The following is a 17,240-nucleotide window of genomic DNA, read 5'->3' as shown; positions in this document are numbered from 1 at the left end:
TTGGCTTATAAATTTAAAATGCCGGATATTGGTGAAGGAATTCACGAAGGCGAAATCGTAAAATGGGAAGTAAAAGAAGGCGACGAAGTAAAAGAGGACGATGTGCTTTGTGAAGTACAAAATGACAAAGCCGTTGTAGAAATTCCTTCTCCAGTTGATGGAACGGTCAAAGAACTTCACATCGATGAAGGAACAGTAACAACAGTAGGAACAACAATTATTACCTTTGAAACTGACGCTGAACAACCTGAGGAAGACGAAGGTGAAGAGTCAGAAGAGAAGGAAGAACCAAAAGCAGAGGAAAAATCCGAAGCAAAAGCAGAAGCGAAGACAGAAGAATCATCTGAGCCAGCTGCTCAAGATGAGGAAGTAGACGAGAACCGTCGCATTATTGCAATGCCTTCTGTGCGTAAGTTTGCCCGTGAAAAAGGCGTAGATATCCGCAAAGTTAGTGGTTCAGGTAAAAATGGCCGTGTCGTAAAAGAAGACATCGAAAGCTATCTTTCTGGAGACCAAGGCAAAGCGGAAGAACCTGCTCAAGAAGAAGCAGCACAGGAAACGAAGCAAGAGAAAAAAGCTGTTGCAGCTTATCAGCCTGCTAACGAAGAGCTTGAAACTCGTGAAAAAATGTCCGGTATCCGTAAGGCAATTTCAAAAGCAATGGTTAATTCCAAGCACACAGCTCCACACGTTACATTAATGGATGAAATCGATGTAACAGAGCTTGTTGCTCACCGTAAGAAGTTTAAGCCGGTTGCAGCAGACAAAGGTGTTAAACTGACTTACCTTCCATACGTAGTTAAGGCCCTTACTTCCGCACTTCGTGAGTACCCGGCACTTAACACTTCTGTTGATGATTCAACGGATGAGATCGTACACAAGCATTACTACAACATCGGTATCGCAGCAGACACTGAAAAAGGTCTTCTTGTACCGGTAGTTAAAGATACGGATCGTAAATCGATCTTCAAGATTTCTGACCAAATTAATGAACTTGCTGGTAAAGCACGTGAAGGTTCCCTTGGTTCTGATGAAATGAAAGGTGCTTCTTGCACAATTACAAACATCGGTTCTGCAGGTGGACAGTGGTTTACTCCGGTTATCAATCACCCTGAAGTTGCCATTCTTGGTCTAGGACGTATTGCAGAAAAACCTGTCGTACGTGACGGAGAAATTGTCGTAGCTCCAGTTCTTGCCTTGTCATTAAGCTTCGATCATCGTATCATTGATGGTGCGACTGCTCAGCACGCATTGAACCACATTAAGCGTCTGTTGAACGATCCACAATTACTTGTAATGGAGGGCTAAACTTATGGTAGTAGGAGATTTTCCGGTTGAAGTAGATACGCTCGTCATTGGCTCCGGTCCCGGAGGCTATGTAGCTGCAATCCGTGCGGCTCAACTCGGGCAAAAAGTAACAGTAGTAGAAAAAGGAAACCTCGGTGGCGTTTGTTTAAACGTTGGGTGTATTCCTTCAAAAGCACTTATTGAAGCAGGTCATCGTTTTCACGATGCTGGCAACTCTGAAGATATGGGGATCAGTGTTGACAAAGTAAACCTAGACTTCTCTAAGGTACAAGAATGGAAGCAAGGTGTTGTTAACAAGCTAACTGGCGGCGTTGAAGGTCTTCTTAAAGGCAACAGCGTTGACATTGTTAAAGGTGAAGCTTACTTCGTGGACGAAGAAACGGTTCGCATCATGGACGACAAGAGCTCCCAAACGTATAAGTTTAAAGATTGTATCGTAGCTACAGGGTCTCGTCCTGTTGAGCTTCCTGCATTTAAATACACTGAGCGTGTTGTTTCTTCTACTGGTGCTTTAGGTCTTAAAGAAGTTCCTAAGAAGCTTGTTGTTATCGGTGGTGGATACATCGGCGTTGAGCTTGGTTCTGCATACGCTAACCTTGGCTCTGAAGTAACGATTCTTGAAGGAACAAAAGCAATCCTTCCTGGATTTGAAAAGCAAATGAGCCAACTTGTTGCGAAGCGCCTTAAGAAAAACGGCGTGACAATTAAGACAGAAGCTTTTGCACAAAGCGTTGAAGAATCAGACAGCGGTGTAACAGTAAAAGCTGAAATCAAAGGAAAAGAAGAAACATTTGAAGGTGACTACCTTCTTGTTACTGTAGGACGTAAGCCGAACACAGATGAGCTTGGTCTTGAGCAAGCTGGTGTTGAACTTGATGACAAAGGTCTTATCAAGATTGACAAGCAGTGTCGCACAACATCTAGTCACATTTATGCCATCGGTGATATCGTAGCAGGCCCTCAGCTTGCTCACAAAGCATCCTACGAAGCTAAAGTTGCTGCAGAAGCTATCTCTGGTGAGCCTGCTGAAATTGACTACACAGCAATCCCTGAAGTAGTCTTCTCAGGCCCCGAACTTGCCTCTGTAGGTTTAAAAGAAAAAGAAGCGAAAGAACAAGGTTATGACATCGAAGTGGCCAAGTTCCCGTTTGCTGCAAACGGACGAGCACTTTCTCTTAATGCAACTGAAGGTTTCGTGAAAATGATTACGCGTAAAGAAGACGGACTAGTACTAGGCGTACAAATCGCTGGCGAGCACGCTTCCGATATGATTTCTGAAGCATGTGTTGCTATCGAAGCTGGTATGACTGCCGAAGATTTAGCGCTAACCATTCACGCTCACCCATCTCTTGGTGAGATTACAATGGAAACAGCGGAAGTTGCCCTTGGCATGCCGATCCACATTGTAAAATAATAAAGATATTAAAACCCTCTCGCTTTTGGCGAGAGGGTTTATTGTGCTTTAAGAAAGGAATTCACTCATAAAGCTAGTTTTACATCAACCACGTAAGACAGCCATAAACACAGTTAGAGAGAGTGTAAGCTCTTTTCTAATAAAGACCACAGGTCACATGGATTGGAGCTTAAGGAGGCACTGCAGACAGCCAATATGAGGGGGAGGCATTCAGGTTAATATAGCCTGTTACTAAATATTCAATACTCAAAGAAAAAGCCACAGCCTAGTGGAGCTTAGAAAATGGCGGTGGCATTTAGCTTCTATTCAAGTTTGATACATCGTGAAGTTCGACTTGATTTAATCCCGTTTTTATTTCATTGAGTATTTGCTCATTATCCAAGTTCCCTTCAATTCTTAATGTAACTTCATTGTTGTCAATAATGATAAGAGTAGGGAAGGTGCTGATTTCGTATGTGCTTGTGTAGTCCTCTTCTTTTGCATCTATCACTTTAACTTTGTCTATTTTTTCCGAATGGTCATTTTGAAGTCGCAGTACAGCGTCATAATAATGAATTTCTTGATTGATTTGATTTTCATCCGAGAAAAGGACAGTGACGATCTCGTTATCATTTCCGAGTAATGAGTAATCTGCACGGGTCTGTTCATTTTGACAACCAATACATAAAAAGATAACTGAAAGAAAGAAGAATAGAGTACTCAGTCTCATGGTCACGTTAGATCATTCCTCTCGAAGTAACTTGGTACAAAAGTTGTTAGTGGTATAGTATCACGCTCAATCATTAAAAAAGTCTTCGTAACCAAACTGTCACCTAAATGAAAGCTTTAAAAACGTCCCGTTAATGACTAGAAATGTGAAAGGGGGGGAGAATGCAATTGCTCCAGATCTTGAATGCACCATCATTCTTTATGTAAGGAATCCCATTGAACAGTGTCCTACTAAACAAAAAAAACTCAAAAGACCAAATTTGGTCTTTTGAGCGTAATAATGTTAACTTCTCTCTTCTTTTAGCTTCTTGGGAGGAATCTTTTCTTGTCTAAGAGCTTTCATTAGGCTAATGACCATAAAGATCATAATGATCACAAAGGGGAATGCTGCAATAATGGAAGCTGTTTGCAGGGCAGCTAATCCACCTGATAAAAGAAGGACTGCAGCCGTACTCGATTGAACAAGACCCCAAATGAACTTAACCGAGTTAGGTGGGTTCAGACTACCATTCGTCGTTTGCATTCCTAGAACAAATGTTGCGGAGTCAGCTGACGTGATAAAGAATGATGCAATAAGCAAGATCGCGAGCACGATCATGATTGTTCCGAAATTAAATTGTGAGAGTACCGCAAAGAGGGCAGACTCTTCACCAGAATCACTGATGGTTGAATAAATATCAACACCTTGTTCAAGTTGAAGATTCATGGCTGTTCCTCCAAAAACAGAGAACCATAATGCGCCAAACACAGTTGGTACAGCAATGACACCAAGAATGAACTCCCTTATTGTACGCCCTTTGGATACGCGAGCGATGAATGTTCCTACAAATGGTGCCCAAGCAATCCACCAAGCCCAATAAAAGATTGTCCAATCCTCTACCCAAGTGCTTTCAGGGTTAAAAGTATCAATGCGGAAGCTCATTCCTATGAAATTTTGAAGATAACTTCCGAAGGTTTGTGTAAATGCATTCATGATGTAGTTTGTTGGTCCAGCAAAGAGCAAAAATAGCATAAGAAATGCAGCAAGTATGATATTTGTTTTACTCAAGTACTTAATTCCTACATTTAGACCAGTTTGTGAAGAAATCATGTAAAGAACTGTGACCACTAAAATGATCATGAGCTGAAGTAGGATGCTATTGTCGAACCCAAACACTTGAGAAAGACCTCCACCTATCTGGGCTGTCCCAAATCCTAAGGATGTTGCTACACCAAAGATTGTGGCAAAAACAACAATGACATTAATGGTTGTTCCGATTGGACCATTGACCCGATCACCTAAAAGAGGCTCGAATGCGGCACTTAAAACAGCCGGGCTTTTCTTACGGAACTTGAAGTAAGCAAGAGTTAACGCAACGATCGAATAGATTGCCCAAGGATGTACACCCCAATGAAAGAAGGAGTAACGAAGGGCGATGCCTGCAGCCGCCGCGTCATCAGCGATGGTCTCTGATGGCGGTGGGGTAAACAAATGGTACATTGGTTCAGCTGCACCCCAAAATACAAGGCCTATTCCCATACCAGCAGTAAATAGAAAAGAGAACCAAGTTAAGTAATTGTACTCCGGTTCTTCGTCCGGTTCTCCAAGTTTAATTCTCCCTAAAGGAGAAAAGATTAAGTAGATTGCAAAAGCAACAAAGCTCGTGGCAGCAAGTAAGTAAAACCAGCCGAACTGTCCAGTAATAAACCCTTGAATTTCAGTCGTGATGAGTTCCATGTTGTCCGTGGCAGCAACGCCCCAGATAATGAATGCAACTGCAATAATAAGAGAAATTGTAAATACGGGTGTGATTTTTTTCACATTCATTTCCACCTTTCAAATGATTTTGTCGAATAAAAGTGTGCGGTTAAAAAATTGCAACAGTATTGAAAATAACACAACTACATTCCCTGTTCAAATATTTACTCATAAAAATCGTTGCTACAACGGTATTCCTTACCCTTATATACACCTAAGGAAACATTAACTTAGGAATTTGTACTCACTTGTCATGATGATTCGCACTACTTAGTATCTCAAAATTTGTCGAATCATATCCTCTGTGCATAAGGTGGTATCATATCTTCTTTCCCTTAATTTTGTTAAAATGGAAAGCGAATGAAATGTGAGGGGTAGATAAGATGAAAAAAGCTTTAGGTGGTCTAAGTGTAGCCATCCTTATATTCGCAGGGTGTAGTAATGGAGAAGAAACGGAAGAGACAGTTGAAAGCAATACATATGATTCGAACGAAGAGTCCGATGTTGATGAAGATGACACTTTCCATGATGACGAGATAGAAGAAGAGCCGGACCTTACCGAAGAAGAAAACGAAGATGAGACAGCTGATGAAGAGGAAGCGAGCGAGGAACTCGAAACAACTCATTACCTTGCCGGTGATCACACCGTACAACCGTTAGATGAAAACCTTGAAGAAAAGGTCGTTCTTCTAACTATTGATGACGCTCCTGATCGTCATGGAGTTGATATGGCTGAAGCTCTAGTAGAATTAGATGCAGGGGCTATCTTTTTTGTGAACGGCCACTTTTTACAGTCCGATGAAGGGAAAGAAGAATTAAAAGAAATTTATGATCTCGGATTTGAGATTGGAAATCATACGATGAATCACCCAAACATGAGCGACTTAACGGAAGATGAACAATATAAGGAAATAATGGACTTGAATGATTTAATAGAAGAGGTTACAGGTGAGCGCCCTCGTTTTTACCGTGCGCCTTTTGGAGTAAATACGGAGTATACTAAGCAGTTAATTGAAGAAGAGGGCATGCAGTGGATGAATTGGACATATGGCTATGATTACAATGCTGATTATATGGAAGCGAAAGCCTTGGCTGAGATTATGGTTGAGACGGAATTTCTGAGAAATGGAGCGAACCTTCTTATGCACGACCGCTCCTTTACTTATGAAGCTCTTGAAGATATGGTAAATGGGTTACGTGAGAAGGGATACGAACCACTTAACCCTAAACATATTGAATAAATACAGGAATACTAAGGAAAGTGGCTAGGTCAAAAGTGTTAAGATAAACGAAAATCCTAATATTTTAAACCAATTGCGATGCAAATACATGACTCCTGAGCGATACATCACCTTCTGCGGGAAGGGGATGAGTGTTTTTAGTCGGGAGTGTTTCTGTAGCTTTGCTTATTGAGTAGATTGATTAGGGTTATTATCTTAACATTTCTTGCCCTAGCCTTTTTTGTTGTATAAAAAGTGAATATCCCACTTGCGTCAGTATGTAATGTCCGCTTCACACCATGGGCTCCCTTTCCCCAGAGGTGCTGGCGAGCCAGAAGATACCCTGCTTCTTCCTCTGCAAGTAACACTTCGTAGTGTTCTGCGTCTAATCAACTCGCAGAGAACTCGCGATGTACACAGTCTTCACTGGCACAGGTGTATCGCTTCTATCGTTTAGTTACGCATGATAAGAGGACAGGGCACTTCACATATAATTAATAGACTTTCTGACTAATAGCTATACTGATTAAAAAAATAGGACAGTTCTTCTCTTATAGAAAAACACATATGATTTATGAGGGCGAATTCGTTCCTAACGTTTTGAAATTCATCCACTAATATTACAATTCCTAACACAATGTGGAAAATACTAAAAAAATCTATAGAAAATTCAACTCATATGACAAAAGGCGACACGTTCCAGTGATCATATGTGTTATGCTCGAAAAAAATAAAAGATCGGATTAAGGATTTGAATGGCAGGTGATTACAGCGATGAACAAGTCGGATCTGTTAGATGAGTTACGGTTGGAAGTCGGTCTTGCTTATGATTACGCGAAGGACGAAAAAGATTTTATAGGCAGGGTTGGTCAAGCCATTTTCAATGGTGCACAAAGAAATGTTGTCGTGATTGTTTATAAAGTGGATGAGAGTGTAAGGCCGGTACACATTCTTGGTACAAAGGAAGATTTAGGGAAAGAGCGCATGTTTGGGTTTGGATTTCTAGGCATGTGCGGGAAAAAAAGTTCCGTCGTATTAAAAGAAGGCAAAAAACAAACGCTACTCATCCCTGTAACAAAAAAAGGAAAGGTATCCTATATCTTTTCCATAAGAATTAGCACGGATGTGTACCCATTAACAAACCAAGACCTCCTCTTTACAGAAGAGTTGGCGAATTTTATAGAAGCAAAAGGCAAATTCTTATAACCTCTTGAGCAGTTAAGTTGCTCTGTCTTATTAATTTTCATATAATTATGAATATTGCATAAGGAGGCGGAGAATGTGAAATGGGATCGGCTTTACGATGAAGTAGAACAAGTAAACGTTCGTTTTGTTGGCATTGCTACTGATTACCACAGGTATGACTTTGCAATTATGTACACGAACATGTTCTTTGGTAAAGCGATGGTTATTTGTATGCAGACGGGACGTTCGACACTACTTTCTCTAGATGACACTCAAGAGCCAGAACCGATCATGAAAGCATTTCACATTAAACACAAAGAGGATGCTGAAGAGGTAGCTTCTTTTCTGCGAGAGGAATTACCTTCAGTAACAATCGTTGAACAATATTAACGTATACGCGCATCCTACGGGATGCGCGCCCTTTTTGCTTAAATAGTATGTCACATTAATTATTAATACATACAATAAGTTTAACTAAAGAGGTTGACACTTCGTAATGTGTCATACTATAATAGCATTAAAGAAAACGCTTACAAAAACATTTGAAGGAGTGGAGCTACATGGGTGTCATTGTTTGTCAAGGCTGTGAGAAGGTTATCGAGCATTATGAAAACGAGAAGGTTTCTACACTTTATGGAAATTGCTGTGAGCAGTGTACTGATGAAGCATCACTTATGAATAACGAAGAATAAGTTACATGAAATGGCTCCCTCAATAGAGGGAGCCATTTTTGTAGCTATCGTAAATGGTTACGTAATCGCCTTATGTTCTCGGATCACTCGAATATATTCTAAGCTTGCGTCCTCAGGCCCTTGTACAGGCAAACCTGCATCCATGTTTTTAGCGATGTAAGATAAGTTCTCTTCTTCAATAATCTCACCGGGAATAAGAATTGGAATACCTGGTGGATATACCATGACAAACTCTGCGCTCACACGACCTGACGACTCGTTTAACCGGATTGCCTCTGTTTCAGCATAAAAGGCGTCTCGTGGCGACAGGGCTAAAGTAGGAATATTTGGGACATGGACAGACACCTTTTGTGTATGTCCTTTTTCAATGTGACTCATTTGCTCCTCGGAAAGAGCTTCAAGAGCTTGAATAAGGCGGTCAGTCGTTTCCTTTGTATCACCAAAAGAGATAATACACAATATGTTGTACAAGTCAGAGAGCTCCACTTCAATTTGATAACGGTCTCTTAACCATGTCTCAACATCATAACCATTCATTCCAAGCTCTTTAATTGATATGGTAAGCTTTGTAGGATCCATATCATAAATGGCATGATCATCGAGCATGTCCATTCCATAACAAGTAAAGCCTGGTATTTGATTGATTTGCTCACGTGTATTATTGGCCAGTTCAATCGTTTTCTCCACAAGACGGTGTCCCTGTGTGGCAAGGTGCTTCCTTGCTGCATCAAGTGAAGCTAAGAGAAGGTAAGATGTTGAGGTGGTTGTAAGCATACTAATAATACTTTGAACCCGATCGGCGTTCACGAGACCTTCTTTTACATTTAATACAGAGCTCTGTGTTAAAGAACCACCTAACTTATGGACGCTTGTAGCAGCCATATCTGCACCTGCTTGCATAGCAGAGAGAGGCAGGTCTTCGTGAAAATGAATATGAACACCATGAGCTTCATCAACAAGGACGGGTATGTCGTAAGAGTGGGCTAACGTTACAATCTCTTTTAAATTAGCTGATACACCAAAGTATGTTGGATTGATAACGAGTAAGCCCTTTGCATCCGGATGCGCTTTAAGCGCTTTTTTTACAGCGGACGTGGTTATACCATGAGATATGCCAAGCTCTACGTCAATTTCTGGGTGGATAAATATCGGTGTTGCGCCAGAAAAAACAATTGCACTCATGATGGATTTATGGACGTTTCGAGGCACAATAATCTTGTCCCCAGGTCCACAAACACTCATGATCATTGTCATGATCGCACCGCTTGTACCTTGGACTGAGAAAAAAGTGTGGTCAGCTCCAAAAGCTTCGGCAGCCAAGTCTTGAGCTTCTCTGATCATCCCTTGTGGATGGTGAAGGTCATCAAGAGGTGCTATGTTAATTAAGTCTATGGATAAAGCATTTTCTCCAATAAATTCACGAAAGCGTGGGTCCATTCCGGATCCTTTTTTATGCCCAGGAATATGAAACTGGGTTGGATTTGTTGCCGCATGTTTTAACAATCCGTCAAACAACGGTGTAAGACCTTGATCTTTTTTGTACACGTATTTTCACCTCTACTGTATAATCATTGCTGGAACGTTTCAAAGAGGTGGACTCTTTGGTATCCTTAGTATAAAACAAACAGAGTATACCAAATTAAGCCCATGAGGGGAAGCATTTTCTGGTCTGAATCACATGGGTTGCTCAAAATATCAACTTTAGGCCATGATTTTATCCGTTAAGTAAAAAGGTATTTCGAATTTATGAAAGAGGTGTTAGGTATGAAAGGTGAAGTGAATATCCCAATCTCTGTAGAGTGGTCGAAGGAAGAAGTAATCGATGTGGTGAACTTCTTTGAAGCTATTGATCAAGCATATGGTAAAGGCGTTGAAAAAGATGTTTTGGAAACCCTTTACGGAAGATACAAAAAAATTGTTCCCTCAAAAGCAGAGGAAAAGCAAGCGTTTAAAGAGTATGAAAAGCAAAGTGGACAAAGCCCGTATCATGTTGTTAAAAAAGCAAAAGAGATTGATGAAGCGATTGTGAAAATGTAATAAAATCTACTTTCTGTCAAAAGGTGTCCCATCTGAGAACATCATGATTCCGGTAGAAGTATCGATCCGTCGATGCTTCTACCGGTTCATTTATGTCAGTGATTTTTCTCAAATCCTTTATAGAGTGTTATCAGTGATTTGGCTGCTTCATTTGGGGATGGGGCACGGGAAATGGCTGAAATAACACTCAAGCCATCAGCTCCGGCTTTTAAGACTTGATTACCGTTCTCCACCGTAATTCCACCTATCGCGACTAGAGGAATATCAATACCGTTTCTTCTTAGTTCTCGAATCCATTCAGGCCCTTTCAATTCTTTTGCATCAGCTTTAGAACTCGTTTCAAAAATGGGCCCAATACCTAAATAGTCGGCACCAGCATCAATGGCAGTTAGTGCTTCTTCAAGGGTATGAGCAGAAACTCCTAGGATTTTTTCTTTACCAATTTTCTCTCGCACTTGTTTCGCCTCTTCATCCTCTTGGCCTACATGAACCCCATCAGCATCTAGCTTAATGGCAAGATCTACATCATCGTTGATAACAAAAGGAATGGAAGCTTCTTGACATTGTGAAAAAAGTTGCTGTGCAAGGGCTTCTTTCATCTGTCCTTCTAAAGAACCTGGACCCTTTTCACGAAATTGAAACATAGTAATACCGCCGGATATGGCCTCATTTAAGACAAGGGGAAAAGGCAATTTACAGTCTCGTGTTCCTCCTATAAAATAGACGCGCAATGCCCGTTTTAATTGGAGAGGGTCTACTCTTCCCATACTTTCACCTCTTCTAATAGTTGAACAGATTCTTTCGGATGTGCTCTCAGTGCGCCGTGATTTGTCGGGCCATGTCCGGAACCAAGTGAAGAAGCTTTTAGAATGGCCATGTGAACGAATATCTTCGCTTTTTTTACAGCATCTTGAATAGATGACCCAAGTGATAATTCGGAAGTAAGGGATGCTGCAAAAGTACAGCCCGTGCCATGTGTGTCTTTTGAGTCAATTCTTGGTAACTCGAAATAGATGAAACGCTCTCCGTCGTAAAGTAAGTCGATCACAACCCTCGTTGAATCATCATGACCGCCCTTGATAACGACATTTTTAGCTCCAGCTTTATGTAATTGAATTGCCGCTTCTTTACGGTCTGACATCGTTTTAATACTAAGCCCCGTCAACGCTTCAGCTTCTGGGATGTTTGGAGTTATAACATCGGTAACGGGAAGCAGTTGGTCCATTAGGGTTTGGTGGGCCGTCTCATTTAATAAAGAGTCGCCACCTTTTGCAATCATCACAGGGTCAACTACCACATTTGTCCATTGGTATTTGTGTATAGCAGATACTACGACTTCAATACGTCGACGATCGAAGAGCATCCCCGTTTTAACAGCCCCTATGTTAAAGTCATCTCCTATAGAGGATAGCTGTTCTTGTACTGCTTCAGGCTCTACTGGGTAAACCCCTTGCACTCCTAATGTGTTTTGAGCGGTAACAGCAGTTAGTGCACTCATACCGAATACACCATGTTCTTGAAAAGTCTTTAAATCTGCTTGTATGCCTGCGCCGCCTCCTGAGTCTGAACCGGCAATCGTTAATGCTGTTTTTATCATTTAAGCTCCTCCTTCCCTTTCAATAGAGATTCGATTGGATATTTCTTTTTCAGATAATTGTTCAATTTCATCCAAAAAGTAAGACTGGAAATGCCCAATTCCTAAGGACTTACTTTTATCATCAGCTACTTCTGAAGCAATACCATAAAAGGTGACAGCACATGCCACTGCTTCTAATCGATCGTCACTTACGGCTAAAAAAGCAGATGCGACAGAGGACAGTAGACACCCCGTTCCAGTGACTTTGGTTAGTCGAGACGAGCCGTTACTTATTTTTAACGTTCGTTCCCCATCTGTAATCACATCTACTTTACCCGTGAGTGCAACGAGTGTGTTAAACGTTTTAGCGGCTTTTTTTGCTACAGAGATGGCGTCACTCTGATCGGTATTGGAATCAACGCCCTTCATTTTCACGTGCTCGTCAATCAAATTACTTATTTCGCCTAAGTTCCCACGAAGTAAAGTAATATCTACTTCATTTAGAAGCTTTTTAGCTGTTTCAGTTCGATACGAGGTCGCTCCTACTCCTACAGGATCGAGTACAACGGGAATACGATGTTCATTGGCTGAGCGTCCTGCAATGAGCATCGCTTCTATATCAGGTTCTGTAAGTGTACCGATATTTAATACTAGGCCATTGGAAATGGAAACCATATCAGCAACTTCTTCTTTTGCATATGCCATGACTGGCGAAGCTCCTAATGCATACAATCCATTTGCGGTAAAATTCGTCACGACGACGTTTGTTATGTTGTGTATAAGTGGCGAGGTCTCCACGATCGCTTGTTTTAATTGGGTGATTTTCTTATCCATCCTCATCTTCCTTTCACAAAATACTAATAGATTTCCTTTTCCCAAATTCTTCTTTCGAAAAACAAGGTGTGTACCATTCCATAAGAAAAAGATGAGGACAAATTTATGTCACATACCTTTATACAAGTAATGCAGCCCGGTAAACGTAAGGGCTGCATATTTTCTACAATTTATATAGAGGCATTAATGTTTCAAACGTTTCTTTGACTGTGTTTAAGAAGCGGTCCCCGTCTTTTAAAAGGGGGTCATCGGACATGATTTGTTTTCCGATAAGGAATTCACCTTTTTTTACATCACGAAAGCGTTCCAGTCCTTTTTCAAGTGCTTCTTCATCTGTTATTGGAAAGGCGTTTTTTTGGGTATGGTCAAGAGATACCATAAAATCTCTAGGAAGTTCCTTCACATTCCCGATGTTATCAAGGAGTGTTGATGCTTTATCTTCTTTGTTCGGCAATTCATAGATGTATGCCAACCATACAAACACGTGATCATCAAATAAACCTACTTGAAAATGTGGAAGCATTTTATACCCGCGCTTGTTAGGAGCAATGGCTAGCCAAGTGTCGTTGGGCGGGTTTTTCTTACGGCGAGCGTGTTGTGCGATATGCAAGAACATCTCCTCACCGGAAAGGACCGATAGTTCTTCTGTTAAGTCTTCGCCAATTTCTTTGAACTTTGGTTGAATTTTTTCTCGAATTAATGTCATTCTCTCTTCTAGTCCATCAGTATAAAAAACATTAAAATCATCTTTGGAAAAACCATTGAAATCCATTTCCAGAAGTCACTCCTTTTTCGTAAATACTTACATGCCGATAGTTTATCATAAGGGGTGTTAATTTAAAAAAAATGTGCTTCTCTGAGCACCATTGGTTTAGAAAACAAAAAAAAGTGGAAAGAAAAAAATAATTAAATAATTTTGTTGCAACTTGTGTAGAGCTTTCATAACTTATAGTAATCCTTAAGAGACGCGGAAATAAATCGTTGATCGCGAGAATGTAACGAAAAGAAAAGGGGTGTGGAGAACATGGAAAAAGTCATTCAAACACTAAAACGAAGAGACGGTGAGAGACGTATTCCGGTTTTAAAAATGGAAATTGACTACGAACTCCAGACGCTCTTTGATGCCATGCAAGCCAGCGATCAGAAGCAAATTGAGAAAAGCAAACGCATTCTGGAGAGGCTTCGCAACGAATTACAACGATTAGAAGGATAATCGTGATGATGAAAAATGAGCCTATTAGGTTCATTTTTTTTGCTTTAAGAAAATAAAAAGGATCTACACGTTATTTGCAACGGCAAACCTATTATGGTATAGATTGTTCATAGTATATTTAGAGGAGGAATGATTCGTTGACTCAACCACAATGGGAAACAATATACAAAATAGCCCAACAATGGACGAAGGAAGCTGGCGAGCAAATTCGCACCATGATGGGGGATACATATGAAATACACACTAAGGCTAATCAACACGATCTAGTAACGGACGTAGATAGACATACGGAACTTTTCTTCAAAGAGAAAATAAACGAGCATTTTCCGGATCACCGGATCATGGGTGAAGAAGGATTAGGCGATGAAGTAAAGGATTTGGATGGGACAGTTTGGATCATTGATCCCATAGATGGAACGGTAAACTTTGTCCATCAACAATGTTATTTTGCCATATCGATAGGTATATTCCATGAAGGTGTTGGTTTCATTGGTATCGTTTATGATGTGATGGCTGACGAGATGTTTATGGCTTTAAAAGGACATGGGGCATTCTTAAATAATGAAGAATTGCCAAAGCTTCCTAACGTCTCTATGAATGAATCCCTTTTAAGTTTCAATGCAGGTTGGGTCCTAAAGGATCGAAGACTTGAAAATCTTGTGAAAGAATCACGAGGTATTCGGTCATATGGGGCTGCCTCCCTTGAATTAGCTTATGTGGCATGTGGGAGAATTGAAGCTTACATCAGCTTTAACTTAGCCCCGTGGGATATGGCTGGAGGATACGTCCTCTTAAATGAGGTAGGTGGGGTAATGACGAACTACGAAGGAAATGAATTGTCGTTCTTAGATAAGGACACCCTTCTTGCTGCCAATCCGTCCATCTACGATGATATTACGAAGCGAATTCACGGGTAATTGTAAAGCTGTATTCGGACAGATTGTTGTTTTTCTTAGAATTACTTATGGTTAAAAATACATGACACTTAAAAAAACCTCAACCAAGATATCAACTCGGTTGAGGTTTTTGTTTTAAGAGTGACATCATTGGTCCTCAGCAAGAATTTTCTTTCGAATGGAAAATCCGCCACCTACGCATACGAGCGTGATAACGATTGAAAGGATAATAATCAAGGCGCTGTTCTCGGCAAGGCCGATCCCAACTCCTGCTATACCACATGCAGCAAAAACAGATAAAATAAATAATGGCCAGTTAAACGTTTTCATAATTAGAAAGACACCCCTTTCATCTAATCACAGTTTACATGAATTTGGAGTCGTTGAAAAGTATAGTGGTATAGACAACTATCATGTAAAACGGTATATTGTATAAAAAAAGGTGGCCAAATGGGCAACGAACAAAGCAGAAATGTAAATACGTATTTACTCATAACTGTTCAATCGTAATCAAACGATAACTAACGAAATGAGGTTTACACGTGATAAATAAAAAATCTCCTGTACCGATTTACTACCAATTGGAAGAGTGGTTAAGAGGCGAGATTGATAAAGGGGAGCTACTTGAGGGAGATCTGATTCCTTCGGAGCGTGCGTTATCCGAAAAATATGAAATTAGTAGAATGACGATTCGTCAAGCTGTTTCCAATCTTGTGAACGAAGGACTTTTAACTAGAGAAAAGGGAAAAGGAACGTTTGTAGCGAAAAAAAAGGTAGAACAACCTTTAATTCGTTTAACTGGTTTTTCAGAGGACATGAAACAAAGAGGAATGGAACCAGGGACAAAGAGATTGGATTTCATACAATTGGACCTCCCACCTTCCATCAGTAAAGAGTTACGAGTAGAAACCTACTCGAAGGGGTATCAAATGAAACGTTTACGCTTGGCAGATGGCTTGCCTATGGCATATGAAGTGCTTACATTACCTAAAACCCTTTTCCCTGATTTGACGCCGGAAAAGTTCGATCACTCTTTTTACGAGTATGTAGAAAGCCTTGGTTTAAAAATTGGCGGCGCAGAGCAGTCGATTGAACCGGCAATCAGTAAAGAGGAAAGTGCTCTATTAAATATTGAAAGAGGGTCCCCGGTTCTTTTAATGAAACGAGTGAGTTACTTGGGTGATGGAACGCCATTTGAGTTTGTGAAGTCCATCTACCGCGGGGATCGTTATAAATTTATTACGGAAATGAAGCGATAAAAGGAAGGGGCTAAAGAAGGCTCCTTCGTTTACTATAACTGGTATAGACAACTGTACTTTCAGGTGCTACGATGATGTAAAGCGGATCTTTTTAAACGCTGTTTTCGGAAGGATTATTGCTTTTATACAAGAAAGGTTGAAGCAGAAGGGCTCGAGACTCCTGTGGCAGTGGGGGCAATGCAAGACCCCACAGGGACGAGCGATTACATCAAGAGTAAGCTTCGAGTTGCTTCGACGCAGACTCCTCGAAGCATAGGCTAGCAGAGGAAGAAGCACAGGTTTGCCTGTGGAGGCTTGCTAGCACCGCCACGGAAAGCGAAGGGCCCGTATGCTTCAACAACAATTCTAGTGATAAAGAAAATAATAAATAAGCAACAATATATACAAAAACAGCCTTTTAAAACAAAATAGGAGGTTCAACTTTGATAGAAGACTATTTCCAAGCCATTCAAGCAAGACTTGCGAAAATTCTTGATGAACAAAATGAATCGCTTTCCCTAGCTGCCAAAAAAATTCATCAGTCACTTAAGTCCGGTGGAGTCATTCACCTTTATGGTGCAGGCCACTCACATATGATGGGCGAAGAATTATTTTACAGAGCAGGGGGATTGGTCCCGATTAACCCCATTTTTGATGAAAATACGATGCTACATAAAGGAGCCATTCGTTCTTCAGAGTTTGAGAGAATGAATGATTATGCTGGTACTTTTTTGAAAAAGGAAGACATTCGTTCGACTGACGTTTTAATCGTAACGTCTACATCAGGACGAAATCCCGTCCCGATCGATGTGGCTATATACGGAAAAGAAAAAGAAGCATATACCATAGCCCTTACATCATTCACCTATACGAAAAGCCAACCATCGAGACACTCGAGTCAGAAAAAGTTAAAGGATGTTGTGGATTTGGCTATTGATAACCTTAGTCCGATTGGAGATGCTGTGTTATCACACAAAAATACAGGGGTGTCATTTGCACCTTCCTCATCCGTTATAGGTATGACTATATTAAATGGCGTCTTTGCACAAGCTATAGCACTCATGGCTGAAAGGGGAGAGTCACCTCCTATTTTTTTAAGTGGGAACTTAGAAGGTAGTGATGACCACAATGCAAGACTAATTGATAAATATAAAAGGAGAATAACTAAATTAGGTTAGAAG

The 17,240-nt window shown here is 40.7% G+C and carries 19 protein-coding genes; 11 read left to right on the top strand and 8 right to left on the bottom strand.

Annotated elements, in window-relative coordinates; translation table 11 throughout:
- Both G476_RS0110575 and lpdA read left to right on the top strand, forming a co-directional pair.
- Positions 1-1,308: a dihydrolipoamide acetyltransferase family protein gene (locus G476_RS0110575; RefSeq protein ID WP_026690091.1), complete on the top strand. Its 1,308-nt coding sequence runs from the start codon at positions 1-3 to the stop codon at positions 1,306-1,308.
- 4 nt (positions 1,309-1,312) lie between these two features.
- Positions 1,313-2,722 (top strand): dihydrolipoyl dehydrogenase, encoded by a 1,410-nt coding sequence (gene lpdA, locus G476_RS0110570; protein WP_026690090.1) that lies wholly within the window; start codon positions 1,313-1,315, stop codon positions 2,720-2,722.
- 295 nt (positions 2,723-3,017) lie between these two features.
- On the opposite strand, the gene G476_RS22860 is transcribed toward lpdA, so the two are convergent.
- Complete coding sequence (locus G476_RS22860) at positions 3,018-3,437, bottom strand: thioredoxin domain-containing protein (RefSeq protein ID WP_051314744.1); 420 nt, start codon at positions 3,435-3,437, stop codon at positions 3,018-3,020.
- Positions 3,438-3,713: 276 nt separating this feature from the next.
- Entirely contained in the window at positions 3,714-5,231 is a 1,518-nt protein-coding gene (locus G476_RS0110560; RefSeq protein ID WP_035186392.1) for a glycine betaine uptake BCCT transporter, read from the bottom strand.
- A 320-nt stretch (positions 5,232-5,551) separates the two neighbouring features.
- Between G476_RS0110560 and G476_RS0110555 the strand changes: the two genes are divergently transcribed.
- The 4 genes from G476_RS0110555 to G476_RS0110540 all read left to right on the top strand — a co-directional run bounded on the left by G476_RS0110555 (position 5,552) and on the right by G476_RS0110540 (position 8,265).
- A complete protein-coding gene (locus G476_RS0110555) occupies positions 5,552-6,409 on the top strand; it encodes a polysaccharide deacetylase family protein (RefSeq protein WP_026690088.1) in 858 nt (285 codons plus the stop codon).
- Between the two features lie 753 nt (positions 6,410-7,162).
- Entirely contained in the window at positions 7,163-7,594 is a 432-nt protein-coding gene (locus G476_RS0110550) for a hypothetical protein (protein ID WP_026690087.1), read from the top strand.
- Positions 7,595-7,669: 75 nt separating this feature from the next.
- Positions 7,670-7,963 (top strand): DUF3055 domain-containing protein, encoded by a 294-nt coding sequence (locus G476_RS0110545; RefSeq protein ID WP_026690086.1) that lies wholly within the window; start codon positions 7,670-7,672, stop codon positions 7,961-7,963.
- A gap of 170 nt (positions 7,964-8,133) precedes the next feature.
- On the top strand, positions 8,134-8,265 hold the full coding sequence (locus G476_RS0110540; RefSeq protein WP_026690085.1) for a GapA-binding peptide SR1P: 132 nt from the start codon (positions 8,134-8,136) through the stop codon (positions 8,263-8,265).
- Positions 8,266-8,322: 57 nt separating this feature from the next.
- Here G476_RS0110540 and G476_RS0110535 read toward each other — a convergent pair whose 3' ends face one another.
- Positions 8,323-9,810 (bottom strand): aminotransferase class I/II-fold pyridoxal phosphate-dependent enzyme, encoded by a 1,488-nt coding sequence (locus G476_RS0110535; RefSeq protein ID WP_026690084.1) that lies wholly within the window; start codon positions 9,808-9,810, stop codon positions 8,323-8,325.
- 219 nt (positions 9,811-10,029) lie between these two features.
- On the opposite strand from G476_RS0110535, the gene G476_RS0110530 reads away from it, so the two are divergent.
- Positions 10,030-10,302 (top strand): UPF0223 family protein, encoded by a 273-nt coding sequence (locus G476_RS0110530; RefSeq protein ID WP_026690083.1) that lies wholly within the window; start codon positions 10,030-10,032, stop codon positions 10,300-10,302.
- 95 nt (positions 10,303-10,397) lie between these two features.
- Here G476_RS0110530 and thiE read toward each other — a convergent pair whose 3' ends face one another.
- The 4 genes from thiE to G476_RS0110510 form a co-directional block, all read right to left on the bottom strand.
- Positions 10,398-11,069: a thiamine phosphate synthase gene (gene thiE, locus G476_RS0110525; RefSeq protein WP_026690082.1), complete on the bottom strand. Its 672-nt coding sequence runs from the start codon at positions 11,067-11,069 to the stop codon at positions 10,398-10,400.
- The gene (thiD, locus tag G476_RS0110520; protein WP_026690081.1) at positions 11,057-11,899 is read right to left on the bottom strand and encodes a bifunctional hydroxymethylpyrimidine kinase/phosphomethylpyrimidine kinase; all 843 of its coding nucleotides are present in this window, start codon (positions 11,897-11,899) and stop codon (positions 11,057-11,059) included. Before thiD ends, thiE begins: the two co-directional genes overlap by 13 nt.
- The gene (gene thiM / locus G476_RS21725) at positions 11,900-12,712 is read right to left on the bottom strand and encodes a hydroxyethylthiazole kinase (RefSeq protein WP_035186388.1); all 813 of its coding nucleotides are present in this window, start codon (positions 12,710-12,712) and stop codon (positions 11,900-11,902) included.
- A gap of 163 nt (positions 12,713-12,875) precedes the next feature.
- On the bottom strand, positions 12,876-13,484 hold the full coding sequence (locus G476_RS0110510) for a YktB family protein (RefSeq protein WP_026690080.1): 609 nt from the start codon (positions 13,482-13,484) through the stop codon (positions 12,876-12,878).
- A 252-nt stretch (positions 13,485-13,736) separates the two neighbouring features.
- Between G476_RS0110510 and G476_RS0110505 the strand changes: the two genes are divergently transcribed.
- Both G476_RS0110505 and G476_RS0110500 read left to right on the top strand, forming a co-directional pair.
- Positions 13,737-13,925, top strand: a complete 189-nt coding sequence (locus tag G476_RS0110505; protein ID WP_026690079.1) for a hypothetical protein — start codon at positions 13,737-13,739, stop codon at positions 13,923-13,925.
- Between the two features lie 137 nt (positions 13,926-14,062).
- Complete coding sequence (locus tag G476_RS0110500; protein ID WP_026690078.1) at positions 14,063-14,842, top strand: inositol monophosphatase family protein; 780 nt, start codon at positions 14,063-14,065, stop codon at positions 14,840-14,842.
- 126 nt (positions 14,843-14,968) lie between these two features.
- Here the strand turns inward: G476_RS0110500 and G476_RS0110495 are convergent, their stop codons facing one another.
- Positions 14,969-15,151 (bottom strand): DUF5325 family protein, encoded by a 183-nt coding sequence (locus tag G476_RS0110495; protein ID WP_026690077.1) that lies wholly within the window; start codon positions 15,149-15,151, stop codon positions 14,969-14,971.
- A 212-nt stretch (positions 15,152-15,363) separates the two neighbouring features.
- Here G476_RS0110495 and G476_RS0110490 point away from each other — a divergent pair, with 212 nt between their 5' ends.
- Both G476_RS0110490 and G476_RS0110485 read left to right on the top strand, forming a co-directional pair.
- Positions 15,364-16,080, top strand: a complete 717-nt coding sequence (locus G476_RS0110490; protein WP_026690076.1) for a GntR family transcriptional regulator — start codon at positions 15,364-15,366, stop codon at positions 16,078-16,080.
- A gap of 422 nt (positions 16,081-16,502) precedes the next feature.
- The gene (locus G476_RS0110485; RefSeq protein WP_026690075.1) at positions 16,503-17,237 is read left to right on the top strand and encodes an SIS domain-containing protein; all 735 of its coding nucleotides are present in this window, start codon (positions 16,503-16,505) and stop codon (positions 17,235-17,237) included.
- Positions 17,238-17,240: the final 3 nt, after the last annotated feature.

This window comes from Alteribacter aurantiacus DSM 18675 (assembly GCF_000429705.1).
GTDB classification, from domain to species: domain Bacteria; phylum Bacillota; class Bacilli; order Bacillales; family Salisediminibacteriaceae; genus Alteribacter; species Alteribacter aurantiacus.
Note: the sequence above shows the minus strand (reverse complement) of the source record. Positions and strands in the feature narration are given on the sequence as shown.